Annotated in this window: 9 protein-coding genes; 7 read left to right on the forward strand and 2 right to left on the reverse strand. The window is 60.4% G+C overall.

All coding sequences use genetic code 11. The features are described from left to right. Positions 1-108: 108 nt before the first annotated feature. The gene (locus A6U86_RS22470) at positions 109-1,011 is read right to left on the reverse strand and encodes an AraC family transcriptional regulator (RefSeq protein ID WP_068395392.1); all 903 of its coding nucleotides are present in this window, start codon (positions 1,009-1,011) and stop codon (positions 109-111) included. Positions 1,012-1,222: 211 nt separating this feature from the next. Between A6U86_RS22470 and A6U86_RS22475 the strand changes: the two genes are divergently transcribed. From A6U86_RS22475 to A6U86_RS22505, 7 genes are all read left to right on the forward strand, one after another. Continuing rightward, positions 1,223-2,689, forward strand: a complete 1,467-nt coding sequence (locus A6U86_RS22475) for an alpha-glucosidase/alpha-galactosidase (RefSeq protein WP_068395394.1) — start codon at positions 1,223-1,225, stop codon at positions 2,687-2,689. A 138-nt stretch (positions 2,690-2,827) separates the two neighbouring features. Next, positions 2,828-4,915 carry an ABC transporter substrate-binding protein gene (locus tag A6U86_RS22480; protein WP_068396030.1) on the forward strand — a complete coding sequence of 696 codons (2,088 nt, stop codon included), beginning with the start codon at positions 2,828-2,830 and terminating at the stop codon, positions 4,913-4,915. A gap of 161 nt (positions 4,916-5,076) precedes the next feature. Beyond that, positions 5,077-6,087 carry an ABC transporter permease gene (locus tag A6U86_RS22485; RefSeq protein WP_068395396.1) on the forward strand — a complete coding sequence of 337 codons (1,011 nt, stop codon included), beginning with the start codon at positions 5,077-5,079 and terminating at the stop codon, positions 6,085-6,087. Next, positions 6,087-7,214, forward strand: a complete 1,128-nt coding sequence (locus A6U86_RS22490; protein WP_068395398.1) for an ABC transporter permease — start codon at positions 6,087-6,089, stop codon at positions 7,212-7,214. Before A6U86_RS22485 ends, A6U86_RS22490 begins: the two co-directional genes overlap by 1 nt. Before the next feature lie 13 nt (positions 7,215-7,227). Further along, a complete protein-coding gene (locus A6U86_RS22495) occupies positions 7,228-8,898 on the forward strand; it encodes an ABC transporter ATP-binding protein (protein ID WP_068395400.1) in 1,671 nt (556 codons plus the stop codon). Positions 8,899-8,915: 17 nt separating this feature from the next. Then, positions 8,916-10,286, forward strand: a complete 1,371-nt coding sequence (locus A6U86_RS22500; RefSeq protein ID WP_068395402.1) for an alpha-glucosidase/alpha-galactosidase — start codon at positions 8,916-8,918, stop codon at positions 10,284-10,286. Positions 10,287-10,467: 181 nt separating this feature from the next. Beyond that, positions 10,468-11,610 (forward strand): fumarylacetoacetate hydrolase family protein, encoded by a 1,143-nt coding sequence (locus A6U86_RS22505; protein WP_068395404.1) that lies wholly within the window; start codon positions 10,468-10,470, stop codon positions 11,608-11,610. 160 nt (positions 11,611-11,770) lie between these two features. Here A6U86_RS22505 and A6U86_RS22510 read toward each other — a convergent pair whose 3' ends face one another. Continuing rightward, the gene (locus A6U86_RS22510; RefSeq protein WP_068395406.1) at positions 11,771-12,247 is read right to left on the reverse strand and encodes a cyclic nucleotide-binding domain-containing protein; all 477 of its coding nucleotides are present in this window, start codon (positions 12,245-12,247) and stop codon (positions 11,771-11,773) included. Positions 12,248-12,261 lie beyond the last annotated feature (14 nt).

Genomic DNA, 12,261 nt, shown 5'->3' on the forward strand with positions numbered 1-12,261 from the left:
AGGCAGGCATGGTGCCGCGGGGCGATATCTATACAGGCTCGCCGCAGTCGCGCAATGCGACCGGTTGACGGATTTCGAATTTCCGGGAGAGCGAGGACACCACACCCGCTATCGGCCTCGCCCGTTCTTCGATTCCTCATTGGGGCTGCGCACGGCGGCATACATGCCTGTCGTGCGAAACTCCGTGGGGTTAATGCCGTAGATGCGGCGGAACACCTTGGAGAAATAATTGGCATCGTCGAAACCCGTCATGATCGCCACTTCCTTGACGGGAATGAAGGCGGCCTTGGTCAACAGTTTCGCGGCGCGCTGCATGCGCTGCTGCAGCACGAATTCCGCCGGCGGCACGCCTTCGCTTTCGGCAAAGACGCGCGAGAAATGGGCACGACTGAGACCGCTTGCCTTGGCAAGCTCGCTGACGGGCAGCGGCTTGTCGAGATTGGCGTCGATATAGTCGATGACGATCTGCATGGCGGAGCGATCCGCTGTAAAGGCGTGCGAGCCGAAGACATCGTCGTAGAGCGCCATGGCCGCCTCATAGGCCAGCGCCGAGGCCGCGGCCGGCGTCCTGGCGCCCTGGACGAGCCGCAGGCTGCAATCGGCAAGATGGTCGATGGTCGCCGGCTGCAATTTTAGAACGGGGCCGGCTGCCGCAAGGATGAGGCGATGAATGCGCAGCGCCTCCTCGCCGTTCATCGATATCCAGAAATATTCCCAGCGCTCGCCCTTTTCCAGCCAGTAGCGATGGTTGTGAGGGACAAGCACCAGCAGCGTATCGCCGGCGCCAACGCGGTAATTGCGGTTTTCATAGCGCAGCCGGCCGGTGCCGCTGATCGTGTATTGCAGCACCGTGAAGGGCGTCTGGCCGCGACGGCGCCCATCCCAATCGTAAGTCTCGTTGTCCCTCACCTCATATCCGGCGCTGGTCGGCATGGCATGCAGCCGGTGGCGCCCGCGCGGCAGCGAAACCGTCCGCATGACCTGTCCGTTGTCGATCAATTTTTGCAGCACAAAATTACCCTTGAAAGCATAATTGTTCTCTGGTCGGCCCGGTGATTATAGGCATAATCCCGCCAGAAAACAGCACTTGCCCGCCAAAGAGGATCGGCGGACGGAGGAAAATCACGATTTCGTCCCTGTCTCGCAACCGCCGCGATCATAGGACGAAAATGCTGTCATAATCCCTGTTGCTGCTTGTTCGATCGACTTGAAGGTGAGGATCATGAGTTTCAAAATCGCCATTATCGGTGCCGGCAGCGTCGGCTTCACGAAAAAACTGTTTACCGACATTCTCTGCGTGCCGGAATTCCGCGACGTCGAATTCGCGCTGACGGATATGAGTGAGCACAATCTGACGATGATCAAGGCGATCCTCGATCGCATCGTCGAAGCCAACAAGCTGCCGACGCGCGTGACCGCGACAACGGATCGCCGTGCAGCACTTACAGGCGCGCGCTATATTATCAGCTGCGTGCGCGTCGGTGGCCTGGAAGCCTATGCCGAAGATATCCGCATCCCGCTGAAATACGGTATCGACCAGTGTGTGGGCGATACGATCTGCGCCGGCGGCATTCTCTATGGCCAGCGCAACATCCCGGTCATTCTCGATTTCTGCAAGGACATCCGTGAAGTCGCCGAGACGGGCGCCAAGTTCCTGAACTACGCCAACCCGATGGCGATGAACACCTGGGCGGCCATCGAATACGGCAAGGTCGACACGATCGGTCTTTGCCACGGCGTCCAGCATGGCGCCGAACAGATCGCCGAAGTGCTCGGCGCGAAGGACAAGAGCGAACTCGATTATATTTGCTCGGGCATCAACCACCAGACCTGGTTCGTCGATTTGCGCCTCAACGGCCGCAAGATCGGCAAGGATGAATTGATCGCTGCCTTCGAGGCACATCCGGTCTTCTCGCAGCAGGAGAAATTGCGCATCGACGTGCTCAAGCGCTTCGGCGTCTATTCCACCGAAAGCAACGGGCATCTCTCCGAATACCTGCCCTGGTATCGCAAGCGGCCGGACGAGATCAACAAGTGGATCGACATGTCCGACTGGATCCATGGCGAGACCGGCGGCTATCTGCGCCACTCCACCGAGACGCGCAACTGGTTCGAGACGGAATTCCAGCAGATCCTCGACAGCGCCTCCCAGCTGATCGATCCCGCCCACCGGTCGAACGAACATGCCAGCCATATCCTCGAAGCGCTTGAAACCAACCGCGTCTATCGCGGCCATTTCAACGTCAAGAACAATGGCGTCATCACCAATCTGCCAAGCGACGCCATCATCGAATCCCCCGGCTTCGTCGACCGCTTCGGCATCAACATGGTGGCGGGCATCACATTGCCGGAGGCATGTGCAGCAACCTGCATCTCGTCGATCAACGTCCAGCGCATGTCGGTGCATGCCGCCATCAGCGGCGACATCGACTTGTTGAAGCTTGCCGTCCTGCACGATCCACTGGTCGGTGCCATCGCCACTCCTGAGGAGGTTTGGCAGATGGTCGACGAAATGGTCGTCGCCCAGGCACGCTGGCTGCCGCAATATGCGCATGCTGTTGATGGAGCCAAGGAGCGGTTGTCACGCAGCACGGTGAAGACGCGCGACTGGAAGGGTGCGGCAAGCCGCAACGTCCGCTCTATCGAGGAATTGCGGGTCGAGAAAGCCGCGCTGAAACAGGCCGGCTGACGCAGGCAGAGTTCGGGAAATGAGCATGCGGCGGGGATCTCGGATGAGATCGACCGCCGCGTCTCGATCATTTCCCCTCGTACTGGAGGAGTGCGGCGTCTCGAACAGAGCGCACGCAAAAGAGGGAGAGAGAACAAGATGAGACATTTTCGACCGATCGGCCTTCTAGCCGCGTTGACGATTGCCACATCGGCGATCGCCATCAGCGCCTACGCAGCCGAGCCGACAGTGCCACCCGTTCCACCGGTCTTCCCGGCGGAAGGAAAGATCAAATATGTCGAGCGCAGTTCCATATTGGAGTTCAAGGCGCTACCGGACTATCACGAGCCCGCCTGGGTCACCGACAATTTCGTCAAGACCGGCAAGCTGCCGGCCGTCAAGGATCGCCTGCCGAAAGAGCCATTGGTCTACAAGACCGGCAACATGCCTGACGGCATCGGTGTCTACGGCGACACACTGCGCCACGTCATCGGCGGCCGGCCGGAAGGCTGGAACTATGGCGCCGGCCAGACACAGGGCTGGGGCGGCATCGATATCGGCCTTTCCGAGTGCTTGACGCGCACCGCGCCGCTCTTCCAGGTCGAAGCCAAGGACACCGAACCGCTACCGAACCTAGCCAAGGGTTGGGAATGGTCGCCGGATGGCCATAAGCTCACCATGCACCTCATCGAAGGCGCGAAATGGTCCGACGGCGTGCCCTTTAACGCCGATGACATCATGTTCTACTGGGAAGATGAGGTTGTCGATCCGAACGTCTCGCCCCTCGGCGGCGGCGCGTCCCCGGAAGCTTTCGGCGAAGGAACGACCCTCAGGAAGGTCAACGACTACACGGTCGAATGGACTTTCAAGGACGCCTTCCCGAAGCAATATCTCTACACGATGGCCTACCCCAATTTCTGCCCAGGCCCGTCGCATATCCTGAAGCCACAGCATCCGAAATATTCCAAGAATACCTACGACCAGTTCAAGAATGCCTTCCCGCCGGAATTCATGAACATGCCCGTCATGGGCGCCTGGGTGCCTGTGGAATATCGCCCCGACGATATCATCGTCATGCGCCGCAACCCTTACTACTGGAAGGTCGACGAGAAGGGCAATCAGCTGCCTTATCTCAACGAGCTGCACTACAAGCTTTCGACCTGGGCGGACCGCGACGTACAGGCAGTTGCCGGTTCGGCCGACCTGTCGAACCTCGAACAGCCGGAAAACTTCGTCGCCTCGCTGAAGCGGGCAGCGCAGCCCGATGCGCCCGCACGTCTAGCCTTCGGCCCTCGCCTCATCGGCTATAACCTGCAGATGAATTTCTCCGCCAATGGCTGGGGTGCCCCGGACGCACGCGGACAGGCCGTCCGCGAGCTGAACCGCAACGAGGATTTCCGCAAAGCCGTTACCATGGCGCTGGATCGCAAGGCGATCGGCGACTCGCTGGTCAAGGGTCCGTTCACGGCGATCTATCCGGGTGGCCTCTCCTCCGGCAGCAGCTTCTATGATCGCAATTCCACCGTCTATTATCCGTTCGATCTTGCTGCGGCAAAGGCCGAGCTGGCAAAGGCCGGCCTCAAGGACACCGACGGCGACGGCATCGTCAACTTCCCGGCTGGCGTCAATGGCGGCAAGGACGTCGAGATCACACTGCTCGTCACCAGCGATTACACCACCGACAAGAGCCTTGCCGAGGGTGTCGTCAGCCAGATGGAGAAGCTCGGGCTCCGGGTGATCATCAATGCCCTCGCCGGCCCCAAGCGTGACGACGCCAATTATGGCGGCCGCTTCGACTGGATGGTTCGCCGCAACAGCACCGAGCTCGCCTCGGTCGTGCAGAACACCGAACAGCTCGCCCCGGTCGGTCCGCGCACAAGCTGGAACCATCGTGCTCCGGAAAGCGGCGAGTTGGACCTGATGCCATTCGAGAAGGACATGGTCGATATCGTCAACAAGTTCACCACCTCGAAGGATAACGACGAGCGCGTGGCCTTGATGAAGCAGTTCCAGAAGATCTCGACCGAGCATCTCTACAATATCGGCCTGACCGAATATCCGGGCGCGCTGATCATCAACAAGCGCTTCTCGAACGTTCCTCCGGGCACGCCGATCTTCCTGTTCAACTGGGCTGAAGACTCGATCATCCGCGAGCGCCTTTGGGTAGCCGCTGACAAGCAGGGCAAGTACGAGCTGTTCCCGCAGCAGCTTCCGGGTGCGCCGGGCAGCGCCGGCCCGATCAAATAAGGTCGGCCAGCAACCAGGTGCGGCAGCCGGCCATCCGCCGGCTGCCAATCAAACATCATGCATTCCGGCGGACAGACCGCCGGCCGAACTGAACACAGCCGGCCCCTGCCGTTCCCGACGGATCGAGGCAGCCGCCAGCGACAAGAGAAGCGAACCGTCCCATGTTACGATTCCTGCTCGTGCGAATAGCTTCAGCCATACCCGTGCTCTTCATCCTGAGCGTGGTGACTTTCGCCATCATACAGGCGCCGCCGGGCGACTATGCCGATTATATCCGCTCGCAATTGATGAACCAGGGCGGCGCATCCTTCGCGCAAGCCGACGAGCAGGCGCAGATCTATCGCCGCGAACATGGCCTCGATAAGCCGATGGTGGTCCAATACGTCAACTGGATCGGCGGCATCGTCACCAGAGGCGATTTCGGCTACAGCATGTTCTACAACAAGCCCGTCGCCGATGTCGTCGGCGAGCGGCTGCCGCGCACTCTCGCCCTGGCACTGGTTTGCCACATATTGGCATCCATTCTTGGCATCGGTTTCGGCATATGGGCGGCAACGCGGCAATATAGCTGGATCGACACGCTGCTGTCCGGCATCTCCTTTCTCGGCATGACGGTGCCGCGCTTCCTGATGGCGCTGATCATTGTCTATATCCTCGTCTTCCAGCTGAATGTCTCGGAAATCGGCAGCTTCTTCTCGCCGCAATATGGCGGTGCGCCCTGGTCCTGGGCCAAGTTCGTCGATCTCGTCAAACATGTCTGGCCGGTCGTCGCCATCGCCACTTTCGGCGGTCTCGCCTATAATATGCGCGTCATGCGCGGCAACCTGCTCGATACGCTGAATGCCCAATATGTCGAGACCGCACGCGCCAAGGGTCTTTCCGGCGGCGCCGTCGTCATGCGCCATGCCGTGCCGAACGCGCTGCATCCGCTGGTCATGTATCAGGGCGTCGTTCTGCCCTACATGCTCACAGGCGAAATCGAGACCGCGATCATCTTTACCCTGCCCACGGTGGGGCCGGCTATCGTCGGCTCGATGGCGGTCGGTGACGTCTATGTCACCGCCACTTTCATGATGGTGCTTTCGGCAACCCTCATCATCGGCAACATCATCGCCGACATGCTGCTCGCCCTGCTCGATCCGCGCGTGCGTCAACAGGGAGGGATCCATTAATGCTTGCCTTCAGCAACTCCCCGCCCCCACCGGATGAAACGATCAAGCACAAGCGCGGTAATGAAAGCTACAGCGCACTGGTCTGGCGGCGCCTGAAGCGGTCCTGGACCGGGATGAGCGGCCTCGTGCTTGTCATCCTGCTGCTGCTGATGGCGATCTTTGCCGAATTCGTCGCGCCGCTCGATCCGAAGGCGACCGATACCGGCTTTGCGCCGCCGCAGGTCATCAGCTTTCATGACAAGGGCGGCAATTTGGTCTTCCAGCCCCGTGTCTACGCTCTGGTCGAGACCAGCGACCTCGACCCGGTGACCTTCCAGCCGATCGTCGGACCGGACTATGACAATCCGCGTCTGCTCGGCCTCTTTGTCAAGGGCGACCCCTATTATCTGTTTGGCCTGATCCCCGGCGACCGGCACCTTTTCGGCACGACCGATGGAGGCCCCGTGCACTTCCTCGGCACTGACAAATTCGGCCGGGACGTGCTGTCGCGCGCCATTTACGGCTCGCGGATCTCGTTGATGATTGCGTTGACCGTGGTTGCCATCGTCACCATCGTCGGCACGACGGTCGGGATGATCTCCGGCTATTTCGGCGGCGCGACAGATGCCTGGATCCAGCGCTTCGTCGAAGTGGTGCTCGCCTTCCCGCAATTGCCGCTCTATCTGGCGCTGACCTCGCTGATCCCCGTGACGGCGCCAACCAATGTCTTCCTTGCTTTCGTCATCGTCGTCATGTCGGCGCTCGGCTGGGCGCAGATGTCGCGCGAGGTACGCGGCAAGACGCTGGCACTTGCAAGGATCGAATATGTGCGGGCCGCCATGGCAGTCGGCGCAACCGACCGGCGCATCATCCTGCAGCACATATTCCCCAACGTCATGAGCCATGTCATCGTCGCGGTGACGCTCGCAATCCCGAGCGTGGTTCTGCTTGAATCCTTCCTCGGTTTCCTCGGCTTTGCCGTCAAACCGCCGCTGATCTCATGGGGCTTGATGCTGCAGGACACCTCGACCTATTCGGTCATCGGTTCCTACCCCTGGATCCTCTCGCCCGTCGCCTTCGTTCTCGTCACCGTCTTCGCCTTCAATGCGCTCGGCGACGGACTGCGCGACGCAATCGACCCTTATTGAGAGGAGAACGATAATGGCTCTCGCACTCGTCAACTCCTTCGCTCCCGACCTCAGGCTCGACGCCGGCGAAAAGGCCGTCGCTCCGGTCATCGACGCACGCAATATCGCCGTCAAATTCAAGGTCGAGGACGGCATTGTCGATGCCGTCAAGGATATCTCCTTCCAGCTCTATCGCGGGGAAACCATCGCCATCGTCGGCGAATCCGGCTCCGGAAAATCGGTGACGGCGCGCACCGTAATGGGCCTTTTGACCAAGCGCGCCGTCGTCTCGGACAAATCCATCATCCATTACGATGGCAAGAACGTGCTGAAGTTCTCGGAACGTGCCCGCCGGCAGCTTCGCGGCGATCGCATCTCGATGATCTTCCAGGAGCCGATGAGCTCGCTCAATCCCATCTATACGATTGGCGGCCAGATCGTAGAAGCCATCCGCGTCCATCGCAAGGTCAGCCGCCGCGAAGCCGAGAAAAAGGCGCTGGACCTGCTGAAGCAGGTGCAGATCCCAGATCCCGAAGCCCGGCTGAAGCAGTATCCGCATCAGCTTTCGGGCGGCCAGCGCCAGCGCGTCATGATCGCCATGGCACTGGCCAATAATCCGGACGTGCTGATCGCCGACGAACCGACAACCGCGCTCGATGTCACCGTGCAGGCGCAGATCCTGAACCTGATCCGCGATCTGCAAAAGCAGCTTGGCATGGCGGTGATCCTGATCACCCATGACCTGACGGTGGTGCGCCAGTTTTCCGACTATGTCTATGTGATGCAGCATGGCGAGATGCGCGAGCACAACACGACCGAAGCCCTATTCGCGAACCCGCAACATGCCTACACCCGGCATCTTCTCTCCTCGGAACCACGCGGACAGGCAAAGCCACTGCCGCCGGACTGTGGCACGGTGCTCGAAGGCAAAGCCGTCAAGGTCGCCTTCATGCTCCGGCATGGCAGCTTCTTCAAGCCTGACATGCGCGAGCTTGTCGCCGTTGGCGGCCTGAACTTGGAACTGCGTCGCCACGAAACGCTCGGACTGGTCGGTGAATCCGGCTCGGGCAAAACCACATTCGGCCAGGCGCTACTGCGCCTCATCGATGCCGATAGCGGCGAAATCTTCTTCGACGGGCAACCGATCCATGGCCGCTCGCGCGCTGAAATGCGGCCGCTGCGTTCGCGCATGCAGATCGTCTTTCAGGACCCGTTCTCGTCGCTCAATCCGCGCATGACCATTGGCCAGATCATTGGCGAAGGGTTGGTGGTCAACAATATCGGCGCGAACAGGGCCGAGCGGCTGGAACGGGTGAAGGACGCGCTCGTCAGCGCCGGCATGCCTGCCAATATCCTCTCACGCTTCCCGCATGAATTTTCCGGCGGCCAGCGCCAGCGCATTGCGATCGCCCGCGCCATCGCGCTCGAGCCGGAGTTCATCCTGCTCGACGAGCCCACTTCGGCGCTCGACCTTTCCGTCCAGGCACAGATCATCGACCTCCTGCGCAAGCTGCAGGACGAGCGGGGTCTGAGCTACTTGTTCATCTCACACGACCTCAAGGTCGTCCGCGCCCTTTGCCACCGCGTCATCGTCATGCAGCACGGCAAGATCATGGAGGAAGGGCCGGTCGAAGAGGTTCTGTCCCATCCCAAGACCGCTTACACCGAACGCCTCGTCAAAGCGGCGTTCGAGGTAGCTTCATAGCATCAGGAGATTTTGAAATGACCGCAACTCCCAAGATCACCTTCATCGGCGCCGGCTCGACCGTCTTCATGAAAAACATCATCGGCGACGTCCTGCAGCGTCCGGCCCTCGCGGGCGCAAGGATCGCGCTGATGGATATCAATCCGCAGCGGCTGGACGAAAGCGCCATCGTTGCCCGCAAGCTCGCTTCGACGCTGGGTGCCCCGGCCACGGTTGAAACCTTCACGGATCAGCGCAAGGCGCTAGACGGCGCTCATTTCGTCGTCGTCGCCTTCCAGATCGGCGGCTACGAGCCCTGCACCGTCACCGATTTCGAGGTACCGAAGAAGTATGGCCTGCGCCAGACGATCGCCGACACGCTAGGCGTCGGCGGCATCATGCGCGGCCTGCGCACCGTGCCGCATCTCTGGAAGATCTGCGAGGACATGCTCGCCGTCTGCCCGAATGCGGTCATGCTGCAATATGTAAACCCGATGGCGATCAACACCTGGGCGATCGGCGAGAAGTATCCGACCATCAAGCAGGTCGGGCTCTGCCACTCGGTACAGGGCACGGCGATGGAGCTGGCTCACGATCTCGACATTCCCTATGACGAGATCCGCTATCGCTCGGCCGGCATCAACCATATGGCTTTCTACCTCGCATTCGAGCATCGGCAGCCTGACGGTTCCTACCGCAATCTCTATCCCGATCTCGTCCGTGCCTATCGCGAGGGCCGCGCGCCGAAGCCCGGCTGGAACCCGCGCTGCCCGAACAAGGTGCGCTACGAGATGCTGACCCGTCTCGGCTATTTCGTCACCGAAAGCTCCGAGCACTTCGCCGAATACACGCCTTACTTCATCAAGGAAGGCCGCGAGGATCTGATCGAAAAGTTCGGTATTCCCCTTGACGAATATCCGAAGCGCTGCATCGAGCAGGTGGCACGCTGGAAGAACCAGGCCGATGAATACCGCTCGGCCGAGAAGATCGAGGTCAAGCAATCGAAGGAGTATGCCTCCTCGATCATCAACTCGGTCTGGACTGGCGAACCCTCCGTCATCTACGGCAACGTCCGCAACAATGGCTGCATCACCTCGCTGCCGAACAATTGCGCCGCCGAGGTTCCCTGCCTGGTCGATGCCTCCGGCATTCAGCCGACCTATATCGGCGACCTGCCGCCGCAGCTGACGGCGCTTATCCGCACCAACATCAACGTGCAAGAGCTGACGGTTAAAGCCCTGATGACCGAGAATCGCGAGCACATCTACCATGCCGCGATGATGGACCCGCACACAGCCGCCGAGCTCGATCTCGACCAGATCTGGTCGCTGGTCGACGAGCTGCTGGCGACCCATGGCGATTGGCTGCCCGAATGGGCACGCGGCAATCGCAAGGTACAGGCCGCATAAAGCCACTCTCTCCCGGCTGGCGGCCCAAAGGGCCTCGCGGCGCTGCCGCGGGGCCTTACATTTTTGGCCTGCCGGGAAAAGGTGAATGTCCAAAACGCGCTGAATTCAAGGCCTTTGCCGGATGGCAAAGCCGGAGCGACTGCGCTAGAAACGGATCGAGGTTTTAAGGGAGATCAAAGACATGGCCAGCTCAGACATTTTCAGCACCGGCACTTTCGTCGGACGCATCTGGCGCCCCGATGTCGAAGGTCCTGCCCTCGTCACTGTTCGGGACGGAACGGTCTATGACATCACCTCGAAGGAAGTGCCGACCATGCGCGACCTTCTGGAGAAAGACGATCCGGTTGCCTTTGTCCGCGCACAGAAGGGCGAGGCCGTCGCTAAACTTGATGCGCTCCTGGCTGCCAAAGCCGATCTCTCGGCCATCCATCTTCTCGCTCCCATCGATCTGCAGGCGATCAAGGCCTGTGGCGTCACCTTCGCCCGTTCGATGCTTGAGCGCGTCATCGAGGAGCGCGCCGCCGGTAATCCGGATCTTGCCGAGGCGATCCGCGGCAAAGTCACGGCTCTGATCGGCGACAGCTTGCGTAACCTCAAAGCCGGCTCGCCCGAAGCCGCGAAGGTCAAGGCCGCGCTGATCGAGGAAGGCGTCTGGTCGCAATATCTCGAAGTCGGGATCGGCCCGGATGCGGAAGTGTTCTCCAAGTCGCAAGTCATGTCCTCGGTCGGACCGGGGGCCGATGTCGGCCTGCATCCGATTTCCAAGTGGAATAACCCCGAGCCGGAAATCGTCCTTGCCGTCGACAGCCAGGGCCGGGTCAGAGGCGCTACGCTCGGCAACGACGTCAACCTGCGCGATGTCGAAGGCCGTTCCGCCCTGCTGCTCGGCAAGGCCAAGGACAACAACGCTTCCTGCTCAATCGGTCCGTTCATCCGTCTGTTCGACGAGACTTACGGTCTGGACGACGTGCGGAATGCCGATCTAGACCTCAAGGTCGAGGGCGAAGACGGCTATGTGCTGCACGGCCGCTCATCGATGAAGGAAATCAGTCGCGATCCTCTCGACCTTGTTTCCCAGACCATCGGCCGCCATCATCAGTATCCGGATGGCTTCGTGCTGTTCATGGGCACGCTTTTCGCGCCGGTCGAGGACCGTGATACGCCCGGCCAGGGCTTCACCCACAAGGTCGGCGATATCGTCACCATCTCCAACGAAAAGCTGGGCGCCCTGCAGAACCGCGTGCTGCTGTCGACGGAATGCCGGCCCTGGACCTTTGGCGCATCACATCTGATGCGCAATCTGGCGCGGCGTGGGTTGATTTGACGGTCGACGTGGCGGGGATGGACAACCATCCCCATAGGCGGGGTCGGATTTGCGTTTCCGATCTGGGTTTTCGCCGGTTAAGGGCGATCAATCCTTGCTGCCTGATGTCGATCCGGACGACCGGCATTTACGAGAAGCTCGACCGAGGATTGGGCCAGTCTTAATGCGTGGATACCGGCTGCGGATGGGTCAACCGGCTGCGAACGGCGGTTAGTTCCGAGGTCGTGTGGTTCAGACGATCCGCCAGAACACGCATGATCTCCACGGCCATTTCCGGGAAATCGCTCAGCAGCTTCAGGAAGTGTTCCTTGCTGATCTTCAGCGCCTCCAGCCGGGACGTGGCTTTTACGGTCGCGGTACGCGAGACATCGCACAGGATTGCGATTTCACCGACGATGGAATTGAGGTCGACTTCGGCAACCTTGATCTCGCCGGCGGGGCTATCGACGAGAATATCAGCAGTTCCGGAAAGAACAACATAGGCTGCATCGCCCTGATCGCCCTGATGAAACAGAGTTTGGCCAGCATTGTAGCTGACGCGATCCGACGTGAACGCCAAAAGTTTCAACTTCGCAGGCGCGATGCGCGAAAAAATCGGCACCCGCTTCAGCATTTCAACTTCATCCTTCAGAAGCATGAACTTCAAAACCC

The organism is Rhizobium sp. AC27/96 (assembly GCF_001692325.1).
GTDB lineage: Bacteria > Pseudomonadota > Alphaproteobacteria > Rhizobiales > Rhizobiaceae > Rhizobium.

What these genes read in the sequence shown, in the direction of transcription:
- A6U86_RS22475 (WP_068395394.1), top strand. Translation starts at nt 1,223, where the DNA reads ATGAGTTTCAAAATCGCCATTATCGGTGCCGGCAGCGTCGGCTTCACG.
- A6U86_RS22480 (WP_068396030.1), top strand. Translation starts at nt 2,828, where the DNA reads ATGAGACATTTTCGACCGATCGGCCTTCTAGCCGCGTTGACGATTGCC.
- A6U86_RS22485 (WP_068395396.1), top strand. Translation starts at nt 5,077, where the DNA reads ATGTTACGATTCCTGCTCGTGCGAATAGCTTCAGCCATACCCGTGCTC.
- A6U86_RS22490 (WP_068395398.1), top strand. Translation starts at nt 6,087, where the DNA reads ATGCTTGCCTTCAGCAACTCCCCGCCCCCACCGGATGAAACGATCAAG.
- A6U86_RS22495 (WP_068395400.1), top strand. Translation starts at nt 7,228, where the DNA reads ATGGCTCTCGCACTCGTCAACTCCTTCGCTCCCGACCTCAGGCTCGAC.
- A6U86_RS22500 (WP_068395402.1), top strand. Translation starts at nt 8,916, where the DNA reads ATGACCGCAACTCCCAAGATCACCTTCATCGGCGCCGGCTCGACCGTC.
- A6U86_RS22505 (WP_068395404.1), top strand. Translation starts at nt 10,468, where the DNA reads ATGGCCAGCTCAGACATTTTCAGCACCGGCACTTTCGTCGGACGCATC.
- A6U86_RS22510 (WP_068395406.1), bottom strand. Translation starts at nt 12,247, where the DNA reads ATGCTTCTGAAGGATGAAGTTGAAATGCTGAAGCGGGTGCCGATTTTT.